The organism is Bradyrhizobium sp. ARR65, from assembly GCF_000472385.1.
GTDB lineage: Bacteria > Pseudomonadota > Alphaproteobacteria > Rhizobiales > Xanthobacteraceae > Bradyrhizobium.
The window spans coordinates 95766-120657 of sequence record NZ_AWZU01000018.1 but is presented as its reverse complement, the minus strand read 5'-3'; the positions used below and the strand labels follow the sequence as shown (position 1 = coordinate 120657).

At 63.5% G+C, this 24892-nt stretch carries 22 protein-coding genes; 13 read left to right on the top strand and 9 right to left on the bottom strand.

Annotation, left to right across the window (positions count from 1 at the left end; translation table 11 throughout):
- Positions 1-48 precede the first annotated feature (48 nt).
- Entirely contained in the window at positions 49-321 is a 273-nt protein-coding gene (locus F758_RS0120565) for a DUF3551 domain-containing protein (protein WP_024509645.1), read from the bottom strand.
- A gap of 73 nt (positions 322-394) precedes the next feature.
- Positions 395-1375: a Bug family tripartite tricarboxylate transporter substrate binding protein gene (locus tag F758_RS0120560; protein WP_024509644.1), complete on the bottom strand. Its 981-nt coding sequence runs from the start codon at positions 1373-1375 to the stop codon at positions 395-397.
- Between the two features lie 108 nt (positions 1376-1483).
- On the opposite strand from F758_RS0120560, the gene F758_RS0120555 reads away from it, so the two are divergent.
- Both F758_RS0120555 and F758_RS0120550 read left to right on the top strand, forming a co-directional pair.
- Positions 1484-1903, top strand: a complete 420-nt coding sequence (locus F758_RS0120555) for a VOC family protein (RefSeq protein WP_024509643.1) — start codon at positions 1484-1486, stop codon at positions 1901-1903.
- Positions 1904-2145: 242 nt separating this feature from the next.
- Positions 2146-3726, top strand: a complete 1581-nt coding sequence (locus F758_RS0120550; RefSeq protein WP_024509642.1) for an AMP-binding protein — start codon at positions 2146-2148, stop codon at positions 3724-3726.
- A gap of 105 nt (positions 3727-3831) precedes the next feature.
- Here F758_RS0120550 and F758_RS0120545 read toward each other — a convergent pair whose 3' ends face one another.
- The 4 genes from F758_RS0120545 to F758_RS0120530 form a co-directional block, all read right to left on the bottom strand.
- Positions 3832-4929: an HD-GYP domain-containing protein gene (locus tag F758_RS0120545; protein ID WP_024509641.1), complete on the bottom strand. Its 1098-nt coding sequence runs from the start codon at positions 4927-4929 to the stop codon at positions 3832-3834.
- Positions 4930-5162: 233 nt separating this feature from the next.
- Positions 5163-5978: a polysaccharide biosynthesis/export family protein gene (locus F758_RS0120540; RefSeq protein WP_024509640.1), complete on the bottom strand. Its 816-nt coding sequence runs from the start codon at positions 5976-5978 to the stop codon at positions 5163-5165.
- A 135-nt stretch (positions 5979-6113) separates the two neighbouring features.
- On the bottom strand, positions 6114-6770 hold the full coding sequence (gene msrA / locus F758_RS0120535; RefSeq protein WP_024509639.1) for a peptide-methionine (S)-S-oxide reductase MsrA: 657 nt from the start codon (positions 6768-6770) through the stop codon (positions 6114-6116).
- Positions 6771-6897: 127 nt separating this feature from the next.
- Positions 6898-7215 (bottom strand): hypothetical protein, encoded by a 318-nt coding sequence (locus tag F758_RS0120530; protein WP_024509638.1) that lies wholly within the window; start codon positions 7213-7215, stop codon positions 6898-6900.
- A 369-nt stretch (positions 7216-7584) separates the two neighbouring features.
- Here F758_RS0120530 and rpsT point away from each other — a divergent pair, with 369 nt between their 5' ends.
- On the top strand, positions 7585-7851 hold the full coding sequence (gene rpsT / locus F758_RS0120525; RefSeq protein ID WP_024509637.1) for a 30S ribosomal protein S20: 267 nt from the start codon (positions 7585-7587) through the stop codon (positions 7849-7851).
- Between the two features lie 31 nt (positions 7852-7882).
- On the opposite strand, the gene F758_RS0120520 is transcribed toward rpsT, so the two are convergent.
- On the bottom strand, positions 7883-8077 hold the full coding sequence (locus tag F758_RS0120520; RefSeq protein ID WP_024509636.1) for a hypothetical protein: 195 nt from the start codon (positions 8075-8077) through the stop codon (positions 7883-7885).
- 982 nt (positions 8078-9059) lie between these two features.
- Here F758_RS0120520 and dnaA point away from each other — a divergent pair.
- The 4 genes from dnaA (at position 9060) to recF (ending at position 13382) form a co-directional block, all read left to right on the top strand.
- On the top strand, positions 9060-10490 hold the full coding sequence (gene dnaA / locus F758_RS0120515; protein ID WP_024509635.1) for a chromosomal replication initiator protein DnaA: 1431 nt from the start codon (positions 9060-9062) through the stop codon (positions 10488-10490).
- 306 nt (positions 10491-10796) lie between these two features.
- The gene (gene dnaN / locus F758_RS0120510; protein ID WP_024509634.1) at positions 10797-11915 is read left to right on the top strand and encodes a DNA polymerase III subunit beta; all 1119 of its coding nucleotides are present in this window, start codon (positions 10797-10799) and stop codon (positions 11913-11915) included.
- A gap of 48 nt (positions 11916-11963) precedes the next feature.
- Positions 11964-12197: a GIY-YIG nuclease family protein gene (locus F758_RS0120505; RefSeq protein ID WP_024509633.1), complete on the top strand. Its 234-nt coding sequence runs from the start codon at positions 11964-11966 to the stop codon at positions 12195-12197.
- A gap of 45 nt (positions 12198-12242) precedes the next feature.
- Entirely contained in the window at positions 12243-13382 is a 1140-nt protein-coding gene (recF, locus tag F758_RS0120500) for a DNA replication/repair protein RecF (RefSeq protein WP_024509632.1), read from the top strand.
- A 5-nt stretch (positions 13383-13387) separates the two neighbouring features.
- Here recF and F758_RS0120495 read toward each other — a convergent pair whose 3' ends face one another.
- A complete protein-coding gene (locus F758_RS0120495) occupies positions 13388-15337 on the bottom strand; it encodes an acyltransferase family protein (RefSeq protein WP_024509631.1) in 1950 nt (649 codons plus the stop codon).
- Positions 15338-15641: 304 nt separating this feature from the next.
- Between F758_RS0120495 and gyrB the strand changes: the two genes are divergently transcribed.
- The 6 genes from gyrB (at position 15642) to F758_RS0120460 (ending at position 23999) form a co-directional block, all read left to right on the top strand.
- Positions 15642-18077 carry a DNA topoisomerase (ATP-hydrolyzing) subunit B gene (gyrB, locus tag F758_RS0120490; protein ID WP_024509630.1) on the top strand — a complete coding sequence of 812 codons (2436 nt, stop codon included), beginning with the start codon at positions 15642-15644 and terminating at the stop codon, positions 18075-18077.
- Positions 18078-18091: 14 nt separating this feature from the next.
- The gene (gene murA / locus F758_RS0120485) at positions 18092-19381 is read left to right on the top strand and encodes a UDP-N-acetylglucosamine 1-carboxyvinyltransferase (RefSeq protein WP_024509629.1); all 1290 of its coding nucleotides are present in this window, start codon (positions 18092-18094) and stop codon (positions 19379-19381) included.
- A gap of 197 nt (positions 19382-19578) precedes the next feature.
- Entirely contained in the window at positions 19579-20997 is a 1419-nt protein-coding gene (locus F758_RS0120480; RefSeq protein ID WP_024509628.1) for an MATE family efflux transporter, read from the top strand.
- Positions 20994-21473: a DUF2867 domain-containing protein gene (locus F758_RS0120475; RefSeq protein ID WP_024509627.1), complete on the top strand. Its 480-nt coding sequence runs from the start codon at positions 20994-20996 to the stop codon at positions 21471-21473. Before F758_RS0120480 ends, F758_RS0120475 begins: the two co-directional genes overlap by 4 nt.
- 20 nt (positions 21474-21493) lie before the next feature.
- Positions 21494-22426, top strand: coding sequence for a DUF429 domain-containing protein (locus F758_RS0120470; RefSeq protein WP_024509626.1), 933 nt, complete (start codon positions 21494-21496; stop codon positions 22424-22426).
- Between the two features lie 202 nt (positions 22427-22628).
- Entirely contained in the window at positions 22629-23999 is a 1371-nt protein-coding gene (locus F758_RS0120460; RefSeq protein ID WP_024509625.1) for an MmgE/PrpD family protein, read from the top strand.
- Between the two features lie 16 nt (positions 24000-24015).
- On the opposite strand, the gene F758_RS0120455 is transcribed toward F758_RS0120460, so the two are convergent.
- Positions 24016-24867: a hypothetical protein gene (locus F758_RS0120455; protein ID WP_024509624.1), complete on the bottom strand. Its 852-nt coding sequence runs from the start codon at positions 24865-24867 to the stop codon at positions 24016-24018.
- Positions 24868-24892: the final 25 nt, after the last annotated feature.

Genomic DNA, 24892 nt, shown 5'->3' with positions numbered 1-24892 from the left:
AGGCTGATGCTCGCCGCGGACCAAAGGCCGCGGCGAGCGGCGATCGGTTCACCATTGCGGATACGGCGCACGATAAGGCGGTGGACCCCGGCGCGCACGGTCGAAAGCGACGCGCGGATTGATGCCGCAATAGACGTTGCGGCCCGACGCGCTCGCCATGCACTGCTCATACGTCTGATACGAGCACTCGCCGGGATAGCCCCAGCCGCGACCCTGGATGCACCAGGGATAATCATAGGCGGCCTTCGTGGGCGCCGGGTTTGCCAAGGTCGCAAAACCCGCCGCGAGCACCGTCGCGACGGCAAAACCGAATTTGCGCATGATGCGTTTCCTCCGCGCTGGTGGGAACGGTACGTCAGATGCAACCTTACCAGATCGGCGGCGATTCCTGCGTTCACTCCACCTTGAGCCCGGCGAATTCGACCACTTCTTTCCACTTCTCCGTCTCGGCCTTGATCTGCTCGCCAAAGGCATCCGGCGACTGGATCAACGGCTCGCCGCCGAGCTCGACCAGACGCTTGCGCATGTCGGGTTCGGCCAGGATCGCATTGATCTCGGTGTTGAGCCTGGCGATGACGTCCTTCGGCGCGTTCTTCGGCGCACCCATGCCGAACAGCGCGCTCGCCTCATAGCCCGGAACGGTTTCGGCGATGGCCTGCACGTCGGGCAATTGCGGCGACCGCTCCGCCGTCGTCACGCCAAGCGCACGCAGTGCACCCGAGCGGATATGCTGGATGATAGAGGGCATGTTATCGAAGATCACCTGCACCTGGCCGCCCAACATGTCGGTGATCGCCGGTGCCGCGCCGCGATAGGGCACGTGCTGCATCTTGGTGCCGGTCATCGCCATGAACATTTCCCCCGACAGATGCACGGAGGTGCCGTTACCTGACGAGGCCATGTTGATCTTGCCGGGATTGTCCTTCAGATATGCGATGAATTCGGCGACGTTCTTGGCCGGCACGTCCTTGTTGACCGTCATCACGTTCGGCACACGGTTGAAGGACGCCACCGCGACGATATCGCGGACGAAATTGAACTTGAGATTGGCGTAGAGCGTCGCGTTGATGTAGTTCGCGGGATTGACCAGCAGGACCGTGTAGCCGTCGCCTTCCGCGTTCACCACCGCCTCGGTGGCGATGTTGTTCCCCGCGCCCGGCTTGTTCTCGATCACGAATTGCTGGCCGAGCCTTTCCGACAGCCGCTGCCCAACCAGCCGCGCCAGGATATCGGTGGCGCCGCCGGGGGGATAGCCCACCACGAAGCGTACCGGCCGGGTCGGATATTCCAGCGCCGCGGCTCCGCGCCTTGTCGAGGCCACCAGTGCCGGCAGGCCGATGGAAAAGGCTACGATCGCATCGCGGCGTGAAAGCATCGCATTTCTCCCCTGTTTGTTGTCGTTGAACCAAAAGCGGCTGGCGTTGTAACAAAGAGGCCGCCCTGCGGCCAGCGCGCCCAAGACGGCGCGACGAAAGGATAAGCCATGTCAGTGAAAGTCCATGCGCTCGATCATCTCGTGATCAATGTGGCCGACGTCGCGCGCTCGGTCGCGTGGTACCAGAAAATCCTCGGCATGGAGGTGAAGATGTTCGATCCCGGCGAGGGCAAGCCGAAACGGACGTCACTGGTGTTTGGCGATCAGAAGATCAATGTGCGGCCTAAGGACGCAGACAAGGTCGAGTGGTTCACCGCCGACCACGAGACGCCGGGCAGCGAGGATTTGTGCTTTCTCACCACGAGCAACCCGGACGAGGTGGTCGCGCATCTCAAGGCGAATGGCGTTGCCATCGAGGAGGGACCGGTGGCCAGGCAAGGCGCACGCGGCACGTTGCGCTCGGTCTATTGCCGCGATCCCGACGGCAGCCTGATCGAGATTTCGTCCTACGCGGATGGAGCCGGTTAGCACACTCGACGACACACCAGCGGCTCGTCATGCCCGGGCTTGTTCCGCCTGCGAGGCCGACGCCTCTTCCGCGAGGCGAAGGCCCGGGCATCCACGTCCCATCGGATCCGCAGCGGGACGTGGATGGCCGGGTCAAGCCCGGCCATGAGGGCGGAGGCAGCGCAGCATTTGCGCAGCGCCTTATCCGGTGGCAGAAACACTCCTACGAAAACGCAGCCGGCAAAGGCTGCGCGGGAGGAAGCATGACGAATTCTCAGGCGGCACCGGGCGTGGTCGGCCCGTTCGCGGGGCTGGATGTGCCCTGGCTACTCAAGCTGCGCAGCGAGAATCGCCGCGAACACCCGTTCCTGATCTGGGCGCCGTTCGATGCTCCGGCGCAGGAATGGTCTTATGGCGAATTTCACGAGCGGGTCGGCGCGCTGGCCGCGGGGCTCGTCAAGCGCGGCATCAAACGCGGCGATTTCGTGCTGATCCATCTGGATAATTGCATCGAAGCGATGCTGGCCTGGTTTGCCTGCGCCGAGCTCGGAGCCATCGCGGTGACCACCAACACCCGCTCAGCCGGCGCCGAGATGGACTATTTTGCAAATCATTGCGGCGCGGCCGCCGCCATCACCCAACCCGCTTATGCCGAGATGATCGCAGCCCATTGTAAGGATCTGCGCTGGATGGCCGTGATTTCGCACGACGCCGGCGCCGCGCCGGCGCACGTTCCGCCGCGCGAAAATTCCTTCGAGGCTCTGTTCGGCGACAGCATGGACAGGCCGCGTCGCGCCGCCGATCCGGCGGCGCCCTGCAGCGTCCAGTATACGTCCGGCACGACCTCGCGGCCGAAAGCGGTGCTATGGACCCATGCCAATGCACTCTGGGGCGCCAAGGTCAATGCCGCGCATGAGGACCTGCATGCGAGCGACGTGCACCAGACTTACTTGCCGCTGTTTCACACAAATGCGCTGGCCTATTCCATGCTGGCGACGTTGTGGGTGGGCGGCTCCTGCGTGATCCAGCCGCGATTTTCGGCAAGCCGGTTCTGGCGCGTGGCCAAGCAGCATGGCTGCACCTGGACCTCGACGATTCCTTTCTGCATGAAGGCGCTGCTCGAGCACGAGACTCCGAGAGATCACAAATTCCGTCTCTGGGGCACGGCGGTCTGCGAACCACCAGCCTTTGCCGCTTTCGGCGTCAAGATCATCGGCTGGTGGGGCATGACCGAGACCATCACCCACGGCATCGTCGGCGAGGTCGATCAGCCCAATGCGCCGATGTCGATGGGCCGCGCGGCCACGGAATATTCCATCCGCGTCACCGATGATGACGGCCGGCCCACGGAGGTCGGCGGCACCGGCAATCTCTCCATCAAGGGAGTGCCCGGCCTATCCCTGTTCAAGGAATATCTCTACAACGAGAAAGCCACGCGCGGGAGCTTTGACGAGCACGGCTATTTTATCACCGGCGATCGCGTCACGCTTCTGGAGAACGGCTTCATCAGGTTCGGCGATCGCGCCAAGGACATGCTGAAGGTCGGCGGCGAGAATGTCGCGGCCTCCGAAATCGAACAGGTCATCGCGCTCGTTCCCGGCGTGCGCGAGGCCGCGGTGGTGGCCAAGAAGCACGCGATGCTTGAGGAGGTGCCGGTCGTCTTCATCATTCCCCAAAGCGGCGTCGACAAGCTGCCGCAGGACCTGCATGGCAACATCGTGGCGGCCTGTCGCAGCGCGCTTGCCGATTTCAAGCAGCCGCGCGAGATCCGCTTTGTCGACGAACTGCCCCGCTCGACGCTGGAGAAAGTGGCGAAGGCGGAATTAAGGAAGCTGTTGGACTAGCCGCCGTGACTCCGGGGCGATGCGATAGCTTCGAACCCCGAATCTCACGCTACAACTCTTGATTCCGGGTTGGCTCGCTTTACGAGCGCCCCGGAATGGCGGGTATCAATACGCCCCGAACGCCACAGGTCGAAACGCCTGCAGCAGTTGCTGGTCGAGCTTGGCGCCCATGTTCTCCATCACCGAGAAGGCGCGGGCATAGGTGAAGGGCATGCGATAGGCGCGTTGTTCCACCAGCGCGGTATAAATATCGACGATCGTGGTCAGCCGGACTATGTCGCTGATTTCCTCGCCGCGCAGGCCGTTGGGATAGCCGCTGCCGTCCAACAGCTCGTGATGATGCAACACCACATCGAGCATTTCGCGCGGGAAGCCACCCTGGTTCGCGAGGGCCTCATAGCCGCGGCGCGGATGTTGGCGGATCTCGATGATCTCCTCTTCGGTCAGCTTGCCCGGCTTGTCCAGGATGGCGACGGGAATGAAGGCCTTGCCGACGTCGTGCAGCAGCGCCGCACGGGTCAGGCGGCGCTGATCGTCCTCGCGCATGCCAAGATGCTGCGCGAACGCCACCGCAAAGCCGGTGACGAACAGGCAATGGCGGTAAGTGCCGGTGTGATGGCAGCCCACTGTGGTCAGCCATTCGCGCAAGGACGAGTGCTTGATGGCTCTCAGAATCTTGGTTTCGGACTCGAGCACGTCGTCGAAACTCAAGGGCACACCGGCCGGCAACCGTTCGAAGATCTTCGCAATCACCGCATGGGCCGCGGCAATGCCGCGATTCAACATCTTGCCGCGATCGGTCGCGTCGAAGTCTTCGCTGTCGGGAAACGCGCTGCGGATCCGCTGCAGGATATCGTTGGCCTTGAACGGCCGCGCGATGGTATCGGTCGCGCCCAGCGCCCAGGCCTGCATCGCGGCGTGATGCAAGGCATCGGAGAGAACGAACAGCCGCGGCATCGAGCGGTACGCCTCGCCACGCAGCTTGTTGCGCACGCGCTGCACGGCCTCCGCCGACCGCAGATTGATGTCGACGACAATGCCGGAGATATGACTCGCAGGCCGCTCGGGGATATCCGACGTCGAGATGGTGTCGACTTCGCCGACCGACTGCAGGATATGGGCAAGCTCACTGCTCCGGTCGACGTGATCCGATGCAAGCAGGAAGCACCGCTTGAACGAAGACTGTTTGGCAAGGGCTGTCATTGATCCCCCAAGGGGCTGGTTGGCGATGACAGCAAAACCTTACCGAGCAATGCGTTCCGCGTGCCTTAATAGGAATGATGAAGGCGGGCCTCACGCCACCGTTACAATTTTAGGCACCGTCGTCCGGGTCGATGCGTCGGCACCGAACCAGCAATCTCAAGATTCTCAGATATGCGAATTGCACATCAGAGTTCGCCTGCTTACGCGCACGGCCGGAATGACGGTGCAAAAAATCAGAACCAGCGTTCGCCGACCTGGACCGTGTCGCCAGGCGAAACAGGTGTTCCAAGCGGCACCGTGTAGCGCGCGGTGCCGGATGCGTCGGTGTGGGTCAGCGTGACCTCATCGCGCTTGGCGCGCGGTGAAAATCCGCCGGCAATGGCGACCGCGCTCTCGATCGTCATATTGGGCACGTAAGGGTATTGTCCGGGAGCTGCGACTTCGCCCAGGATGAAGAACGGACGGTAGGATTCGATCTCCACGGCCACGGACGGCTCGCGAAGATAGCCGTTACGCAATTTGGCGGTGATGGCGGAAGCGAGTTCAGCAGGGGTGCGGCCGCGCGCGCTGACGGCACCGATCAGCGGCATGGTGATGGAGCCACCGGCATCGATGGCATAGGTGTTGGTGAGACCATCCTGGCCATAGACCACGACGCGGAGCTTGTCGCCCGCATCGAGCCGATAGGCCGTGTCGTAACGCGTCGGCATCGGTGCGGCAGCATAGGCGTCATAGGCCGACAACTGCGCGGAAGCCGGCGGCGACGACCGGGCGGGCGGCGGCGTGTATGCGGACTGCGAGGAATTGGCAGGCGGCGCCGAATAGGTCGGACGGGACGCGGCGGCAAAGGCCCTGCGCAAGGCCGCGATCGCACCGCCGGAATCGGCGGCAGAGGGCGGTGCGGCAGCATGGCTGTTGTAGCCCTCATGAGGCCGCCCGTAGGCCATGTAGTCGAGATCGTTGCGCGCCTGGGCGACCGCGACGGGGGCACCGGTCGTCAGGCCAAGAGCGAACGTGGCGGCAATGATCGGAAATCGAAACGCGTGCACGACCTGCACCTTAAGCCATCCCAAAGCGGAGACGGCTTAAGTCATGCACCGGTTATGGTTAACAAACGGTTCTCACGCGAATGTCGGCGGTGCGCCGCCTCGCACGAGGCGAAAGCACGCACCAGCACGGCACCGTCAGGCGCTGACGCCTGTGCCGATCGGGCACGACACGCCGGTGCCGCCGAGCCCGCAATAGCCGGCCGGATTCTTGGCGAGATATTGCTGATGATAATCTTCGGCGAAATAGAATTCGCCAGCGGGCGCAATCTCGGTGGTGATCGCACCGAGGCCTTTTGCCGACAGCGCTCCTTGGTAAGCCGCCTTCGAAGCTTCCGCAGCTTTGCGTTGCGCGTCGTCAAAAGTGTAGATCGCGCTGCGATACTGGGTGCCGATGTCGTTGCCTTGGCGCATGCCCTGCGTCGGATCGTGGCTTTCCCAGAACGTCTTCAGAAGCTGCTCGTAGGAGATCTTCTTGGGATCGAACACCACCAGCACCACTTCGGCGTGGCCGGTGCGGCCCGAGCAGACTTCTTCATAGGTCGGGTTCGGCGTATAGCCGCCGGCATAGCCGACCACGGTCACATGGACGCCATCACCGAGCTCCCAGAACTTGCGTTCCGCGCCCCAGAAGCAGCCAAGTCCGAACATCGCCTTTTCGAGGCGCGCCGGATACGGCGGCTTGAGGCGTTCGCCGTTGACGAAGTGAGTGGTGGCGGTCGGGATCGCTGTGGCACGGCCGGGCAGCGCCTCGGCCGCGCTTGGCATTGCTGTGGTCTTGCGCATGAACAACATGGGTTTTCTCCGGGGCGAGACATCGGCTGGGCTCGGGGCCGCCTCAGCCGCGAGTTCGTTACGAGCTCGTCATATGTGTCATATATGTCCTTACGCCGCGCCCGGCAGTCCCGTTACAGGCGGCGCGTCAATCCCGCGCATAGCCGATCAGCGGCTTGCGCGGCCGGAACACCAGCAAAAGCAGGATACCAAGCACGCCGAGCACGGCAAACACCGGCTGGTCCAGCACAAGCTTGACGACGCTGGCCCAGAGCCAGGGCGCCTTGCTCTCGACCCAGGCCCGGAACGCCTGCTGGCTGGACTGGTTGATGTCGTTCCAGAACTGACCGAACTGGGTGAACCGCAATGACTGGTCGGCGACCCAGCGCGCCCCGTCATAGACCAGGAAGACGAACCCGCAGGCCAGCAGCAACAGCCCTATCAGTCGGAAAAAGCCGCGGATCATGCTTCACCTATGCCTTTGGCACGCCGTTCGGGAGCCGTCCCAGCCATTACCGGGCCATTGGCGGAAATTCAACCTCATCAGTCACTTATCGCCCTCTTACGGCGGGATCCGGCCGGTTTCCGGGGCCTGAAAGCGTTGACCTTGCGGGAGGCGCCCTCTATAAGAGGCGCCAATGGCGGCGGGCGCAATCCCGCCGCCGCTGTTCTTTGGGCAGCGCCGGCCTCCTTTGAAGCGTTTCGGCTTCGGCAACGGCATTCTCAAAGACACGCGTTTTAGGGAAAACCAGCAGCGTCGATCACGCGGTTCAAGCGGCCGACGCGCTCATGTCACGATCAAGAGCGAACAGTCACCGCAAGGATATTTGAGACCATGGCCAACACCACTTCCGCCAAGAAAGCGACGCGCAAGATCGCCCGCCGCACCGCGATCAACAAGTCGCGTCGCACGCAGATGCGCGGCGCCGTTCGTCGCGTCGAGGACGCGATCAAGCGCGGCGACCGTGATGGAGCGCTGCAGGCGATGTCGCGCGCCGAACCCGAGTTGATGCGCGCCGCGCAACGTCACATCATTCATAAGAACAACGCGAGCCGCAAGGTCTCGCGGCTTACGCAGCAGATCGCGAAGCTCGGCAAGTGAGTCAATTGCACGAGTGAGCTGATCGAGAAGCTCAGTTCTCAAACAGCCCGGCATCGCCGGGCTGTTTGTTTTTGGTATCGCGTTTGCAAAACGCCGCTTGCGAGCGATGCATCGTTGCGTTCGTCCACGCTTTGACTTGATGCATTTTTGCCGCACCTGAAACAAATGCGCGCGTTGCAAGAAATGCCTGCGCCAAGCCAACAAAATGGAAGAGCACGTGACGCATTTCGCGTCTGCAGCGCGGGAGTTACCCTCCTAAAAGAGACTCGAAAATCATTGTTTCGATAATCACTTATCCCCATAGCGAGACCAAGCATTTGGAAAAATCGCTTTGACGGCTCTTGCTTGAAGGATTTGTAAATTTTTTTTTGCAGCACATCGCAATTTGTGACAGCGCCGTTTGCGCGCACGATTTTCTGCGGTGATTCAAAAACTTGCTTTCGAGTCTCGGGCTCCTCGTGCGGGCACGTTAACCGTTGAATAGGATTTGGGTGCTCCGATGTTGAATCAAATGCGTTGCGGGCGGCCGCGCATCGTGTATTTCTAAATTGCTCGCGGCGCCCACGATCTTGAGACCAGCGCGGTTTTAGAAACGGGGCGGACGTGCAAATCGGCGGCGGTGTGCGCGTTGGCGACGCTTTCCAAGCGATTGTCGAATCGAGGCCTATAGCGATATGGGCAACGATATGGCTGTGTCGAAATTTCTCTGGCGAGGTCTTCGTGCCTCGTTCGCTTCAACAAGAGAGATACGACACCGGCAAGAGCGGGAAGCCAGCCCGGGCGGGTGGTAGTTTGGACGGGCTGAGCGAACTGGCATAGCGGCCGAGCGATTGAGTTTCGGACGCAGTCGATTTTGGACACACGTGGGATGACAGCTTGCCGCGAGCAATCGCGGCGGGACGGGGAGGTTGCATGCTTTACGGAGACCACACTCTATTTGCTCGAATGGCAATTGCCGCGAATAAGATTTTCCATGTCGCCGCCGAAAATGTGCGGCCTCTGACACCGGCCCCGGCCACCCCTTCGAGTACTTGCTGACCTCGCGGAACGTTTCCGCTCCTTGCCATCGCTGATCTGACGCGGCGCTTGTCGCCGGACGGTCGAGCTGTCTCTGGAGCGGAATGGTCCGCTTGAGGTCACGCTGCGGCAGGCTCCCTGCACGGCGTTTCATCATTAGAACATCACTGGGTCGGAAGAGCTTTCAGACAATGACAAATTCGGAACAAGAACGCTGGTCACGCGTCAAAGGGCGGCTGCGCTCGAGCGTCGGAGAGGACGTCTATACGAGCTGGTTCGCGCGGATGGATCTCGAAGGCGTGCAGGACGAGAGCGTGCATCTTTCGGTTCCAACCCGTTTCCTCAAGAGCTGGATCCAGGCACATTATGCCGAACGCGTGCTCTCGGCCTGGCAGGCCGAGATGCCGGAAGTGCATCGCATCGACCTCACCGTGCGCTCGGCCGTGCGCTGCGCGACGCCGGTCAAGGAAGCCGCACCTCAACTGGAGGTGCGCCGTCCCGAACGTGCCGATGCGCGGCCTGCGGTCGAGCTGCGCGCGACCGCGACTGCGCCGGTCTCTAGCGGCCATGATGCGCTGGGCGGCTCGCCGCTCGATCCGCGCCTGACCTTTGCGAGCTTTGTCGTCGGCCGCTCCAACACGCTGGCGCACGCGGCCGCTCGTCAGGTCGCCGAGGGGCGTCGCGGCGATCCCGTGATGTTCAACCCGCTCTACATCCACGCCGGCGTCGGCCTCGGCAAGACCCATCTGCTGCAGGCCGTGACCTGGGCCGGCAATGCGGGCGGCGAGCGCAAGGTGCTTTATCTCACCGCCGAGAAGTTCATGTATGGCTTTGTCGCGGCGCTGAAGACGCAGACCTCGCTCGCCTTCAAGGAAGCGCTGCGCGGCATCGATGTGCTCGTGATCGATGACCTGCAGTTCCTGCAGGGCAAGTCGACGCAGGCCGAGTTCTGCCACACGCTGAATGCGCTGATCGACGCCGGCCGCCAGGTCGTGATCGCCGCCGACCGTCCGCCATCCGACCTGGAGAGCCTGGACGACCGCGTGCGCTCCCGGCTCGCCGGCGGCCTCGTCGTCGAGATGGGATCGCTCGGAGAAGAGCTGCGCCTCGGCATCCTCAAGTCGCGCGTCGCGGCGGCGCGCGTGCATCATGCAAGCTTCGACGTGCCGGAACCGGTGCTCGACTATCTCGCCCGCAGCATCACCCATAACGGCCGCGATCTCGAAGGCGCAATCAATCGCCTGCTCGCGCACTCCAAGCTCAACAACCAGCCGGTGACGCTCGACATGGCCGAGCGGGAGGTGCGCGATCTGATCCGTCCGCAGGAGCCGAAGCGGATCAAGATCGAGGACATCCAGCGCGTGGTGGCGCGGCAATACAATGTCAGCCGCTCCGACCTGTTGTCCTCGCGCCGTACCGCGAATGTGGTCCGTCCACGCCAGGTCGCGATGTACCTGGCCAAGACGCTGACGCTGCGCTCGCTGCCCGAGATCGGCCGCCGCTTCGGCGGACGCGACCACACGACCGTCCTGCACGCGGTGCGCAAGATCGAGGCGCTGGTCGCCAAGGACACCACGCTCTCGGAAGAAGTCGAGTCGCTGAAGCGGCAGCTCCAGGAATAACGGCGTTCCCATCCCTTGCGGCCGCGTCCGCCCTCCCGAGCACGGGGAGGGCGGAATTTTTGCACCCGGACGCTTCCTGCCCTCGTCTTTAGACCAAGGGCGTAAATCCTCTCTCGCCTCGGTGGGCGCCGGCCAAATCGTTGAAAAGAGGCCCGCAATCCCTTGCGCTCGGGCCACATCCGCGCCACTTTACGGTCCCCCCGAAAGCCGTATGCTTCAGGCTTGACGGGTGTCATCAGCCGCGGCGCGCCTTGCGCCCGCCGGCATTCCCAAAGACATGTTCTGTCGGATCGGGCGGATATTGCTATGAAGGTCACCGTCGAACGCGCGCAACTCCTCAAATCCCTGGGCCACGTCCACCGGGTGGTCGAGCGCCGCAACACCATTCCGATCCTCGGCAATGTGCTGCTGCGCGCCGACAGCACCCAGCTCTCGCTGAAGGCGACCGACCTCGACCTCGAAGTGACGGAAACCCTGGCTGCGGAAAGCGCGACCGGCGGCTCGACCACGGTTCCCGCGCACATGTTTTACGACATCGTACGAAAGCTGCCCGACGGCGCGCAGATCGTGCTGGAGGCCGATAGCGACCGGGCGGTGCTGGCGATTCGCGCCGGGCGGTCGCGTTTCACGCTCCAGACGCTGCCCGAAAGCGACTTCCCGGACCTCGCTGCCGGCGAGATGGCGCATTCCTTTTCACTCGCGGCAGCCGACGTGAAGCGGCTGATCGATCGCACCCAGTTTGCGATCTCGACCGAGGAGACCCGGTACTATCTCAACGGCATCTATTTGCACACGGCCGGCAGCGGCCAGGCCGCGACCCTGCGCGCGGTGGCAACCGACGGACACCGCTTGGCGCAGTTCGATCTGCCGCTGGCAGCAGGCGCGGCCGGCATGCCCGGGGTGATCGTGCCGCGCAAGACGGTCGGCGAGGTGCAGCGTCTGATCGAGGACAATGAAGCCGAAGTCAGGATTGAATTATCGCAAGGCAAAATCCGCTTCACCATCGGCAATGTAGTGCTGACGTCGAAGCTGATCGACGGCACCTTCCCCGACTACGGGCGCGTAATTCCGCAGAACAACGACAAGGAACTGTTGGTCGACAAGGCGGACTTCGCCGCCGCCGTCGACCGCGTCTCGACGATTTCAAGCGAGCGCGGTCGCGCCGTGAAGCTTGCACTATCCTCCGGCAAGCTAGTGCTGAGCGTCACCAATCCGGATTCGGGCAGCGCGACCGAAGAGCTCGAAGTCGAGTATGCCTCCGACCCGCTCGATATCGGCTTCAACTCGCGTTACCTCTTGGACATCGCCGCACAGATCGGGGGCGAGGTCGCGGTGTTGCGCCTCGCCGATCCGGGTTCACCAACCCTGATCCAGGATCGCGATAGCAAGAACGCGCTCTACGTGCTGATGCCGATGCGAGTGTGAACGCTTGCCTGTCATGGCCGGGCTTGACCCGGCCAGCCGTCAAAACAAATGACTTACTGGGTGTACATCCTCGCAAGAAAACCCGGTGGAACGCTGTACATCGGTGTGACGAACGACCTGGTCCGGCGTGTTTACGAGCATCGCGAGGGTCTGGCGGACCGCTTTACCGCAGCGCTCCAGCGCGAGAAGAACATGAAACACTGGTCCCGCGAGTGGAAGATAGATCTGATCGTCGCGAAAAATACCGACTGGCGTGACCTCTACGATGAAATTGTCCGCTAATGCGGACGACGGATTGCCGGGTCAAGCCCGGCAATGACACCGGACATGACCCCTTCCCGCATCCATCGCCTGGCCTTGACGCATTTCCGCAATTATCGCGCGGCCAGCCTTGAGACGCGCACCGACATGGTGGTGCTGGTCGGCCCCAACGGCGCTGGCAAGACCAATTGCCTGGAGGCGATCTCATTTCTTTCACCGGGCCGGGGCCTGCGCCGCGCGACGCTGGAGGATATCGCAGACAACCAGGGTGACGGCTCCTGGGCGGTATCCGCCGAGGTCGAGGGTGCGCTCGGCCTGGCAACGCTGGGCACCGGCATCGAGGCGCAGCAGGGCGAAGGGCAGAGCACGAGCCGGCGCTGTCGGATCGACCGCGAGCCGGTCGGCTCCGCAAACGCTTTCGGTGATCATTTACGCATGGTGTGGCTGACGCCATCGACGGACGGCCTGTTCGTCGGACCAGCCTCGGAGCGGCGCCGCTTCTTCGATCGGCTGGTGCTTGCCATCGACAGCGAGCATTCCAGCCGTGTCTCGGCACTGGAGCGCTCTTTACGATCGCGCAATCGGCTGTTGGAGGTGCGCAATTTCGACGATCATTGGTGTGACGCGATCGAGCGCGAGACTGCGGAACTCGCCGTCGCGGTGGCGGCGACGCGCGGCCAGACCGCGGTGAAACTGGCAGCGATGCTGCGCACGCGGGGCCAAGCCTCCGCGTTTCCCGCAGCGGAAATCGCGCTGGACGGCTGGATGGAAAATGCGTTGCTCAGCGAACCCGCAACCGCCGTCGAGGACCGCTATCGCGAGATTCTACGCACCAGCCGCGCCCGCGACGCCGCCGCAGGCCGCACGCTGGATGGGCCGCATCTCACCGATCTCCAGGTGATCTATGCGCCGAAAAACATGCCGGCGCGCGATGCCTCGACCGGCGAGCAGAAAGCGCTGTTGATCGGGCTCGTGCTCGCACACGCCACCCTCGTTGCCGAAAGCACCGGCATCGTGCCGCTGCTCCTACTCGACGAGGTGGTCGCCCATCTCGACCCCAACCGGCGCGGTGCGCTGTTTGCCGAATTGGCCAAGCTCGGCGCGCAGGTCTGGTTGACCGGCGCCGACCCGCTGCAATTCAGTGGCGTCGGCGAAGCCAGCGATATTTTCGATGTCGAGAGCGGCCGCATCGCGCGCCGTGCTTAAAGGACTCAATGCGCCGCTGCCGCCGCTTGCGCGGGTTGCCCGTCGAGCACCCTGTCGACGATCGATTGCACCAGGAACACCGATCCCTTCTCGGTGAGGTGGATCGTGTCGCTCGAGGTGATGTCGCTGGCCTGGTCGCCGAGCCGCGCCAGACAACCATCGACGTTGCAAAAGACGTCCCAGGCGGAAATGAATTCAGCCCCCTTCGGCACGAGCTTGGCGCGCAGCTCCGCGTCATACCAATTCGCCGAGACCGATTCAGTCGTGCGCGCTGGAATCAGGCGATGGTGCAGCATGTAATATCGGAGCACCTCGTTCGGCAGTCCGCGCTTCCAGACCGGCTCAGAGCCGAGCACCACGATCCGCGCGCGGGTCTCGCGTTTCAGCACGGCCACGGTCTCGGCGATGTTGTCGATGAACTTGTCCGCGCCGCCGTGCAGCAGCACGATGTCGGGCTTGAGCTCAACCGCGAGCGCAAGCACTTTGTCGTTCATGGCGCGGCAATTGGGGACACCGGGAATATCGGCGTGCAAGGCCGGAGCGCACGCGCTCGAGGTGAACTGGGCGATGCCGAAGTCGCGCCTGCGTTGCGCCTCGCGCAAGCCCGGCATCAGTGAACCGGCGGTGGAATCGCCCCAGATCAAGAGCAGCGGGCGGCGGTCGCGGTCGACGCAATCATCGGCAAACGAGGTCTCGTGGCTGAGATCGAGCATGCATTGATGCACGCGCCATTTGGCGGCCTGCGTCGGCACCTGCGCCATGGCGCGGATCTCCGCCGGCACGCGGAAATCGAAGCCGTTCTGACTGACAACGATAATGCCGCCGAGCGCAACCAGCGCCATGGCCGCACCAAGCGAGGCGAGCTTGGCGCTGCTTGGCTGGCCGAAGCGAATTGGGATCTCGACGAAACGGTACGTCGCCCAGGCCAGCACGATGCTCAGGCCGACCACCAGCGGCCGCTCCAGCGTCGTCAGCGGCGCGAATTTGATGATGGCGAAAAACACCAGCAGCGGCCAGTGCCACAGATAGAGCGGATAGCTGATCTGGCCGAAAAAGATCATGATCCGGCTCGACAGCAGATGTCGACAGCCCCAGGCCGCGGGCGCCGACAGCAACAGCACGCTGCCGGCGACCGGCAGCAGCGCCCACCAGCCGGGAAACGCACGCCCGCTGTCGAGCAGCACGGCCGCAACCCCGATCAGCACGGCACCTGCGGCCGCCCGCAGATTGCTTGCAATCTGCGCGTGCGCGAGACGATCGAAGGTACAGGCCAGGGCGCCGCCCGCCAGGAGTTCCCAAGCCCTCGGGAAAGGCAGGTAGAAGGTCGCGACCGGATCCGAGCCGACCAGCGCCACGTTGAGGGCAAAGGACGCAATACCGATCACCGAAGCCACCGCGAGCAGGCCCACCCGTGCCCGTATCGCCAGCATCAGGAGCAGCGGCCAGACCAGATAAAACTGCTCCTCGATGCCGAGCGACCACAGATGCAGCAGCGGCTTTCTCGCCGACTCGACATCGAAATAGCCGGACTGCAGCAAGAGTGCGATGTTGGCGGCAAAACCGGCGCTGGCAAAGACGTCGGCGCTCAGGCTTGCATAGGCCGACGGCAGCATCCAGAGCCAGCCCAGGACCAGCACTGCGCCCAAGACAACGATCAGGGCCGGAAAGATCCGCCTGATCCGCCGCCCATAGAACGCGAGCAGGCTGAAGCGGCCGCGCTGAAGTTCGCGGGCGATGATGCCGGTGATCAGAAACCCGGAAATGACGAAGAAGATATCGACCCCGATAAAGCCGCCCGGCAGGGCGTCGGGAAATGCGTGAAAGATCACGACCAGCAGCACCGCCACGGCGCGCAAGCCGTCAATATCCGGCCGATAGCGATCTGGAAACACAGGCAGCATCAGCCGGTCCGTAAAGTTCAACACGTCATCTGCATCAGCAGCGACGGATGGCATACCCCCATCCAGCGCGCAGGAGACCTGCGCCCTGCGATCGCCGGCCGATCTAGCGGCCTGTGAGGAGCGATTTCAGACCGGAAAAACCGGTATTTTTAAGGGAAAAGCAGCTTGCGAATCGCGCTTTTTCGGAGGCAGAGAACAGGCCTTCCGATGCCTTGAAAAAGAGCCAAAAAAATCTATGTATTCAAAAGCTTAACCATGGATACTTTGCGCTAGGCGCATCGCATCTTTCGTGGCAGAAATGGCGTCATCAGCGCCTCATCTTCCGCCGCTGATTCGGGACATCCGCAAAAGGCTTCACATGACAGAACCCGCCCGGCAAACCGTTGCCGACACCGAGCATTCGATCGCGAGCGATTACGGCGCGGAATCGATCCGGGTTTTGAAGGGCCTCGATGCCGTTCGCAAGCGGCCGGGCATGTATATCGGCGACACCGACGACGGCTCAGGCCTCCACCACATGGTCTACGAGGTCGTCGACAACGCGATCGACGAGGCGCTGGCCGGCCATGCCACCCGCGTCGAGGTCATTCTCAACCCTGACAATTCCGTGACGGTACGCGACGACGGGCGAGGCATCCCTGTCGACATTCACAAGGGCGAGGGCATTTCCGCCGCCGAGGTCATCATGACCCAGCTCCACGCGGGGGGAAAATTCGACCAGAACTCGTACAAGGTGTCGGGCGGCCTGCACGGCGTCGGCGTTTCCGTGGTCAATGCGCTCTCCAGCAAGCTGCAGCTCCGGGTCTGGCGCGACGGCAAGGAACATTTCGTCGAGTTCGCCCATGGCGAGACGGTGGCGCCGCTGAAGGTCGTCGGCGAGGCCAATGGCAAGCGCGGCACCGAGGTGACCTTCCTTGCCTCCACAGAGACCTTCAAGAACATCGAATATGACTTCGCGACGCTCGAGCACCGCTTGCGCGAACTCGCCTTCCTCAACTCCGGCGTCAACATCGTACTGTCCGACATGCGCCACGCCGTCGAGAAGCGCGAGGAGATGCACTATAGCGGCGGCGTCGAAGAGTTCGTCAAATATCTCGACCGCAACAAGAAGGCCATCGTACCCGCGCCCATCATGGTGCGCTCGGAGGTGAACGGCATCGGAGTCGAGGCCGCGCTGTGGTGGAACGACAGCTATCACGAGAACGTGCTGTGCTTCACCAATAACATCCCGCAACGTGATGGCGGCACGCATCTGGCCGGATTCCGTGGCGCGCTGACGCGCCAGGTCAACGGTTATGCCGAGGCCAATGCGAAGAAGGAAAAGATCCAGCTCACCGGCGACGACTGCCGCGAAGGGCTGACCGCCGTGCTCTCGGTGAAGGTACCGGACCCCAAATTCTCGTCGCAGACCAAGGACAAGCTGGTCTCCTCCGAAGTGCGCCCGGTTGTCGAGAACGTGCTCAACGAAGCCTTGGCGGCGTGGTTCGAGGAACATCCGACCGAGGCCAAGGTCATCGTCGGCAAGGTGATCCAGGCCGCCGCGGCACGCGAAGCCGCGCGAAAGGCGCGCGAGCTGACCCGCAAGAACCCGTTGAGCGTGTCTTCGCTACCCGGCAAGCTCGCCGACTGCCAGGAGAAGGACCCGGCGAAATCCGAGCTCTTCATCGTCGAGGGCGATTCGGCCGGCGGCAGCGCCAAGATGGGCCGCAACCGCGAGTTCCAGGCCGTGCTCCCCTTGCGCGGCAAGATCCTCAACGTCGAGCGCGTGCGCACCGACAAGATGCTTTCGAGCGAGCAGATCGGCACGCTGATCACCGCGCTCGGCACCGGCATCAGCGACGATTTCTCGATCGAGAAGCTGCGCTACCACAAGATCATCCTGATGACCGACGCCGACGTCGACGGCGCCCACATCCGCACGCTGCTTCTCACCTTTTTCTACCGGCAGATGCGCGAGATCATCGATCAAGGTTATCTCTATATCGCGCAGCCGCCGCTCTATAAGGTGTCGCGCGGCAAGTCCGAGCAATATCTGAAGGACGAGCGCGCGCTGGAAGATTACCTCATCTCGACCGGCCTCGACGAATGCGTGTTCAAGGCGGCATCGGGCGAAGACCGCTCGGGGCGCGATCTGTTGTCGCTGGTGGAGGACGCCCGTGTCATCCGCAACGTGCTGCGCAATCTGCATAGCCGCTACAACCGCACGGTCGTCGAGCAGGCGGCGATCGCTGGCGTGTTGCGGCCGGATATTGCCAGGGACCCGGAGAACGCCGCAGAGGCGGCAGGATATATCGCCAAGCGGCTTGACCGGATCGCCGAGGAGGTCGAACGGGGCTGGACCGGTCATTTCGAGGAAGGCAGGGGCTTCCTGTTCGAGCGCACCGTGCGCGGGGTGAAGGATTCCGCCGTCATCGATGACGCGCTTCTTGCGTCGGCCGACGCGCGCAAGCTTGACGATTACGCCGCAAAGCTGCAGCAAGCCTATGATGATCCTGGCAAGCTGCGACGGAAGGATACAGAGGTTACCATTCACGGCCCGGTCGGCCTGTTCGAGGCCGTCACCGAGGCCGGCCGCAAGGGACTCAACCTGCAGCGCTATAAAGGCCTCGGCGAGATGAATCCGGATCAGCTCTGGGAGACCACGCTCGACACCGAAGCGCGCTCGCTCTTGCAGGTGAAGGTCAAGGAGGTCGACGAGGCCGACGACATTTTCACCAAGCTGATGGGTGATGTGGTGGAGCCGCGCCGCGAGTTCATCCAGGACAACTCGCTTAGCGCGACCGTCGACGTCTAAGGGTGCAGGCAGGCGTGGCCCCCATCCAATACATCGTCGAGGGCGGCCATCGGCTGAAGGGCGCCATCGAGCCCTCCGGCAACAAGAACGCGGCACTGCCGATCATAGCGGCCGCGCTCCTCACCGAGCACCCCGTCACGCTCGACAACGTGCCGCGCATTCGCGACACCGAGACCCTGGTCGAGCTGATCCGCTCGGCCGGCGCCGCGGCGGAGTGGCGCGGCCGCAACCGACTTGTCATTCACGCCAAGGACATTCGCGCCGCCGATCTCGACCCCACTCTCTGCGCCCGCATTCGCGCCTCCATCCTGCTGGCAGGGCCCCTACTGGCCCGCTGCGGCTCACTGACGCTGCCGCCGCCCGGCGGCGACGTGATCGGCCGGCGGCGGCTGGACACCCATTTCCTGGCTTTCGAACAGCTCGGCGCCAGCGTGACGGCGACCGACCGGCTGGAGTTCCGCTCTTCGCAGCTCAAGGGCGCCGATGTCTTCCTGGATGAGCCGAGCGTTACCGCGACCGAAAACGCGCTGATCGCGGCGGTGGCGGCACAAGGCACCACTTACTTGCGCAACGCCGCATCCGAGCCGCATGTGCAGGATCTCGCCCATTTCCTGACCGCGCTTGGGGCGAAGATCGAAGGCATCGGCACCAACACAATGGTGATCAACGGTCAGGCTACGCTCGGCCCAGCCACCTATTCCATTCAGCCCGACCATATCGAGGTCGGCTCGCTGATCGGGCTTGCCGCAGTGACGCGCTCGTCGCTGCGCATTGTACGCGCCGGCGTCGAGCATCTGCGCTCGATCCGCATGGGGTTCGAGCGGCTCGGCATCGTCTGCGAGGTCGCCGGCGACGACCTGATCGTACCCTCCGAACAGACGCTGAAGATCAAGGACGATTTCGGTGGCCATGTGCCAAAGCTCGAGGACCAGCCCTGGCCTGCTTTTCCCGCCGATCTGATGTCGATTGCGATCGTCACCGCCACGCAATGCGAGGGCGTGATCCTGATGTTCGAAAAGATGTTCGAATCGCGGATGTTCTTCGTCGACAAGCTGATCGCGATGGGCGCCCGCATCGTGCTGTGCGACCCGCATCGCGCCATCGTGGCGGGTCCTAGCCGGCTGCACGCCGCCTCGATGATCTCCCCCGACATCCGCGCCGGCATGGCGATGCTGCTCGCCGCCGTCTGCGCCGACGGCACCTCCACCATCAACAACGCCGACCAGATCGAGCGCGGCTATGAGCGCATCGACGAACGGCTCAACGCGCTCGGCGCAAGGATCACCCGCGTGCCGGCGCGGTAGCGCTGGCTACGCGAATTTGCCTTAGCTTGCTGCGAGGTCTTAAGTATCCTTCGAGGCTGGCTTCGCGAGCGCCTCAGGATGACCGGTCGAGGTAAATGCTCCAATACGAAGCCAGCGAGCCCTGCGACGATGCTTCGCATGCGCTAAAGTGCAGATCGCTTTGCCCTGACGGGGCAAACACGGCAGCATGGCGCCCCATGGAACATGCAGTTGAAGCACAGCCCGCCTCGGCGTCGCCGCACGATTTGAGGCGCGCACGGAACCATCTTGCTCTCGAACTTGGCGAAACTGCGAGACTCGCGCTGCCGATGGCGCTGACGCAGCTCGGACAGATCGCGATGATGACGACCGATCTCGCCTTCATCGGGCGCATCAGCGCCGAGGCGGTCGCCGCGGCCGCGCTGGCCGGCACGGTCTATTTCGTCGGTTTCACCTTCGGCATGGGCCTGATGTCGGCGGTGGCGCCCCTGGCGGCGCAGGCTTTTGGTGCGGACAATCCGGCCGTGGTGAGGCGATCGCTGCGCGTGGGCCTCTGGGTCGCGCTTCTGCTGTCGCTGCCGATCATGGTTCTTCCGCTGCGCGGCGAGCGAATCCTGCTCGCCCTCGGCCAGGCGCCGCAAACGGCGCAGCTTGCCCAGCAATATCTGTTCGGGCTCGCCTGGGGCGTCGCGCCGGCGCTGTGGTTCCTGGCCATCCGCAGCTTCATGGGCGCGGTCAACCGGCCGGAGCCAGTGTTGTGGATCACGCTTGCGGCTATCCCGATCAACGCCGTGCTCGTCTATCTCTTGATCTACGGCGAGCTCGGCCTGCCACGGCTGGAGCTGTTCGGGGCGGGACTTGCGACCACGCTGGTCAACTGCGCGACCTTTCTGGCGGGGCTCTGGTTTGCAACGCGGCGCCGTCCTTTCAGCGATTATCACGTACTCGCCCATCTCTGGCATTTCGATTGGCCGCTGATGCGACAGCTCATCGTGATCGGCGCGCCGATTTCGATGGCCTTTCTCATGGAGTACGGGCTGTTCTCGGCCGCTGCGCTCTTGATGGGCCTGATCAGCACCACGGCGCTTGCCGCCCATCAGATCGCGCTCCAGGTCGCGGCGATCCTGTTCATGATCCCCTTCGGCATCAGCATGGCGGCGACCGTGCGGGTTGGCCATGCGGTCGGCCGCAACGACGGTCCCGGCATCAGGCGCGCGGGCCTGGTTGCGATGCTGCTCGGCATCGCAATCGCCGCAATACTGACGCTCACCGTCGTCGCGGCCCGCTTTGAGATCGCCCAATTTTTTCTGGGCGAGGCCGCCGAAAATGCCGACGCGACGATCAAGCTGGCTGCGAACCTCCTGCTGGTCGGTGCAAGCTTCTTCATCACCGATGCCGTACAAAGCATCGCGGTAGGCAGCCTGCGCGGGTTGAAGGACACACGGGTGCCGCTCCTGTTTGCCTGCGTCGGCTATTGGCTGATCGGCTTCTCACTTAGCTACGTGCTTGGATTCCGCGCCGGCCTTGGCGCCATCGGCGTGTGGAGCGGATTGTCGATCGGCACTGCCGTGTATGCAGCGCTGTTGGTGCTGCGGTTCCGGCTGCTGGCGAGCGCTGAGCGTCCGCATTCGCCATGAAAGTCCACGAGATCACACCCGCTGTCGATCCCGCGAGCCTGCTCGCCGGTGCTCAGTCCATTGACGCGTTTCGCATCGTGACAATCGCGACGAGCCTCGATGCGCGCCAGGCGGCGGAGAAGATGTTGACGTTCGGACCGCGCTGGATCAAAGCGCTTCTGAAGCTGCGCAACATCCTGGTCAGCCCCTTCGGACTGAAGACCTCGGGTGCAGGCGAACCAGCTTCGGGCGAGGCAATCGGAATATTCCCGGTGCTCAGCGAGACGCCGCAGCGGCTGGTTGCCGGCTTCGACGACCATCATCTCGATTTTCGCATCGTCATCGATGTCGCCGCCGCCGAAGGCGGACAGCAGGTCACTGCGACCACATTGGTGCTGACACACAACCTGCTCGGCAGGACGTATCTGAAACTGATCATGCCCTTTCACCGCCTGATCGCGCGGACATTGCTCCGGCAGGTCGCGAAGATACCATAGGTGAAAACGCGGAACTTGCCGTGACGAGTCCCTTCCGCTTCAACCGTCTCGTCCATTCGGACTGGAGCGTCTTGCCGGCCAAACGCTGGACGGCTGTGGCGCTTTCGCTGGAGGACAGTTGGCTGATCGAGCATCTGGCGCCAACGCCTTCGCCTGACCTGTTCGTGGATGATCTGTTGAAGCAGGGCAGGCGAACGCTTGCCGGGTTCGATTTTCCCATCGGTCTGCCTTCGGCCTATCTGGAGAGGACGGGACTCAACTTTCTCGATCTCATATCCGAGCCGTGCTCCATGCATGCGCGCCGTTTCTTCACGCCGGCAGAAACGCTCTTCGACATCTCTCCCACGCAGCCGTTCTATCGAACGCATCCCGCGGGCGGACGGCATACGGACTTATGTGAGCGCCTCGGATGCGCCTCGTTCGACGAGTTGCTTCGCCAATGCGACAAGGCGACCGAAAACCGGCTCCGCGCGGAGGCGATTTTCTGGACCGTCGGCGCAAAGCAGGTCGGCAAGGCGGCCCTTTGCGGCTGGCGGGAGATCCTCATCCCGGTGCGGCGGCGCGGCGGGCGCCTCTGGCCATTCGATGGCCTGCTTGCAGAGTTAGATACGGGCGGTTTGACAATTGCAGAAGCCTATCCCGCCGAAGCCTACCGGCACATTGGAGTCCGAGGATTGGTCGGAAAGCGTTCGCAGCAGGGGCGAATGGCCGCCGGCCGCATCCTGCTCGAATGGGCATCGAGGCACCGCGTGCGTTTCGATCCAGATATCGCGCGACGCGTCTGCGACGGCTTTGGCGCAGGCGGCGATGGCGAGGATGCTTTCGACGCCCTTGCCGGATTGTGCGGAATGATCGAGGTCGTGGCCGGACGCCGGGCCGAGATGGCCGATGATCGGATCGTCCCCGCGCAGCGGGAAGGCTGGATCCTGGGGCAGACCGACCTACCCCTCTGATGCCTTGCCATCCAGAGCCCAAAGAGGGCTTTCGTCCCCCTATTCATCGAACTCTTCTTCGGCGCCGTTTCCACCCGCGAACAGGACGCCGCGCTTGGCGCGGCTGGCTGGAATGCGGATTTGGGGCGCCCGCAGCATTGAAGATCGCCGCCCGCAGACTTAGAGTTCGCGCAAATTTTTCCGTGGTCACAAGGACACCAGGATGGCAGAGGAAACCGCCACGCTGGCCGGCTATGTCGCCGGCTTGAAATTCGAGGAGATTCCACCGGAGGTGCTGGACCGCGCCAAGGTGCTGACGCTGGATTTTCTCGGCAGCACCGTCCGCGCGCGGCGCGACGCGGAGTCTACACCGTCGCTGCTCAAGATGCTCGAGGGACTTTCCCTTGATGGCAAGGGCAAATCGACCGTGTTCGGCGACAGCAAAACCTGGACCCCGGCGGTCGCGGCACTGCTCAACGGCGCGCTCGGCCATTCGCTCGACTTCGACGACACCCACGCGGATTCCTCGCTGCATCCGAGCGCGCCGGTGGTGCCGGCGGCCTTTGCGGTCGGCGAGATGGTCGGTGCGTCGGGCCGCGAGGTGCTGACCGCGATCGTTGCCGGGTATGAGGTGTGTTGCCGGCTCGGCAATGCGCTCGATCCGACCTCGCATTACGCACGCGGCTTTCACCCGACCGCAACGGCGGGCACCTATGGTGCGGCAGCAGCGGCCTCAAAACTGCTTGGCCTCTCGGAGGCGCAGATCATCTCGGCCTTCGGCGTGTCCGGCAGCCAGGCCGCGGGCTCGCTGCAGTTTCTGGTCAACGGCGCCTGGAACAAACGCTACCAGGTCGGCGCCGCCGCAATGAACGGCGTGATCGCCGCCACGCTCGCGCGCAACGATTTCGTCGGCTCGATCGAATCGGTCGAAGGCAAGCATGGGCTGCTCGTCGGCTATAGCGACAATCCGCATCCCGCCAAGGCGACCGCGGGCCTGGGCACGACCTACGAGACCATGAAGATCGGCGTAAAACCCTATCCGAGCTGCCGCTACACCCATGCCGCGCTCGATGCGATCATAGCCATGCGGCGCGAACACAATCTGACGCCGGACCAGGTCAAGCGCGTCGAGATCGGACTGCACCGCAACGGCATCACGCTGACGGGCGACGCCGCCACCAAACGGCACCCGCGCTCGATCGTCGGCGGGCAGTTCTCGATGTTCTTCACCGGCGCGGTTGCGCTCGACCAGGGCCGCTTCGGCTGGGACGATTACGAGCGGCTTGGCGAGGCCGCGATCGACGCGCTCGCCGACAAGTTCGACGTGGTGCAGGACGATCGTCTCGAAATCGGCCGCCCCCATCCGTTCGGCGCCCGCGTCTCCATCACCACCGATGACGGCGTGCACGAGCGGCTGCATGTCGATCCCTCGGGGGAGCCGAATTCGTTCCCCGATACGCAGGCGATGCAACAGAAATTCCTGACGCTTGCCCGCCCCGTGCTCAACGGCCGGGCGGAGCAGTTTGCGAATGCAATCCTTTCGTTGGAGCGCTTCGAAAGCGTCACGCAGGCAACGCAGTTGGGGCGGCAGTAGCGCTTCTCGCCTGGTTTCAGCGGGAGGCGCCACCACTTTCCAGCTTGCCGAGACTCCCGTCCAGAGCCTGGCTCACCAGGATCGCGGATCGCTCGTCGAGATGGACGCCATCCGCCCAGCGCAGCTCGGTCCTGTCGACATCGATCGAAAGCCATTGCCTTGCGTCCGGAAACGCCTTCCGGACGATCTCACGGGTGATGCGCGTATAGCGCGCCGCTTCGATCGGCCCTTCGCATGGCAATTCCATCAGCAACACGCGCGCGCCGCGCTGTTCCAGCGCCCGGCTCAAGCGGGCGATCTCTGCGACGCTCGCCATGGCGGCGGCGGTCGGATCCTCCGTCTCCCGCTCTTGCACAGCGCGCGCAAGATAGATGCGATTGTCGAAGTTGCTGGGCGGCTGCGCGATCACTCGCCGCAGCGAAGCCGCGACTTGCTCATGAGTGGCGGGCGCATGGCTGAAATTCTCATAGGCCGCGATCGCGGCGCGAACGGGCCGGAAGAACAGCTCTTGGTGCGAAGTGGCGGAGAACCGCTCGATCAGCGCCGTATCGGGCTTCCGCGACAGCACATTGGTTTCGACGACGATCAATTTTGGCAGCCGTCGCTGGTTCGCGACAATCGTAAGCCCGGTCACCGGCGAGCCGCCGGCGAGCGCCAGATTGCGCAGGCCCGGCGTCGCGAAATATTCTTCCCTGAGCCGAAAGGTGAGCGAGCTGCCGACCAGCACGACATCAGGCACGGGATTATTGATATACCTGTTCAGGGTAACCAGCGTGCCGTCCCTGGCAGTTGTCGCCGGCATCTGCAGCCCGCGTCCGAAATGCGCGGTAGCGAGGCCGCAGGCCGCTAAGATCAGCGCTGCGGACATTCCGCATCGCGCAAGCCAGGCCCAT

Coding starts and splice junctions, on each gene's coding strand:
- F758_RS0120455 (WP_024509624.1), bottom strand. CDS start 24,867: ATGTCCGCAGCGCTGATCTTAGCGGCCTGCGGCCTCGCTACCGCGCAT.
- F758_RS0120475 (WP_024509627.1), top strand. CDS start 20,994: ATGAAAGTCCACGAGATCACACCCGCTGTCGATCCCGCGAGCCTGCTC.
- recF (WP_024509632.1), top strand. CDS start 12,243: ATGACCCCTTCCCGCATCCATCGCCTGGCCTTGACGCATTTCCGCAAT.
- F758_RS0120545 (WP_024509641.1), bottom strand. CDS start 4,929: ATGACAGCCCTTGCCAAACAGTCTTCGTTCAAGCGGTGCTTCCTGCTT.
- F758_RS0120460 (WP_024509625.1), top strand. CDS start 22,629: ATGGCAGAGGAAACCGCCACGCTGGCCGGCTATGTCGCCGGCTTGAAA.
- gyrB (WP_024509630.1), top strand. CDS start 15,642: ATGACAGAACCCGCCCGGCAAACCGTTGCCGACACCGAGCATTCGATC.
- F758_RS0120560 (WP_024509644.1), bottom strand. CDS start 1,375: ATGCTTTCACGCCGCGATGCGATCGTAGCCTTTTCCATCGGCCTGCCG.
- F758_RS0120495 (WP_024509631.1), bottom strand. CDS start 15,337: ATGCCATCCGTCGCTGCTGATGCAGATGACGTGTTGAACTTTACGGAC.
- F758_RS0120565 (WP_024509645.1), bottom strand. CDS start 321: ATGCGCAAATTCGGTTTTGCCGTCGCGACGGTGCTCGCGGCGGGTTTT.
- msrA (WP_024509639.1), bottom strand. CDS start 6,770: ATGTTGTTCATGCGCAAGACCACAGCAATGCCAAGCGCGGCCGAGGCG.
- rpsT (WP_024509637.1), top strand. CDS start 7,585: ATGGCCAACACCACTTCCGCCAAGAAAGCGACGCGCAAGATCGCCCGC.
- F758_RS0120530 (WP_024509638.1), bottom strand. CDS start 7,215: ATGATCCGCGGCTTTTTCCGACTGATAGGGCTGTTGCTGCTGGCCTGC.
- F758_RS0120480 (WP_024509628.1), top strand. CDS start 19,579: ATGGAACATGCAGTTGAAGCACAGCCCGCCTCGGCGTCGCCGCACGAT.
- dnaN (WP_024509634.1), top strand. CDS start 10,797: ATGAAGGTCACCGTCGAACGCGCGCAACTCCTCAAATCCCTGGGCCAC.
- F758_RS0120550 (WP_024509642.1), top strand. CDS start 2,146: ATGACGAATTCTCAGGCGGCACCGGGCGTGGTCGGCCCGTTCGCGGGG.
- F758_RS0120505 (WP_024509633.1), top strand. CDS start 11,964: ATGACTTACTGGGTGTACATCCTCGCAAGAAAACCCGGTGGAACGCTG.
- dnaA (WP_024509635.1), top strand. CDS start 9,060: ATGACAAATTCGGAACAAGAACGCTGGTCACGCGTCAAAGGGCGGCTG.
- F758_RS0120520 (WP_024509636.1), bottom strand. CDS start 8,077: ATGCGTCACGTGCTCTTCCATTTTGTTGGCTTGGCGCAGGCATTTCTT.
- F758_RS0120555 (WP_024509643.1), top strand. CDS start 1,484: ATGTCAGTGAAAGTCCATGCGCTCGATCATCTCGTGATCAATGTGGCC.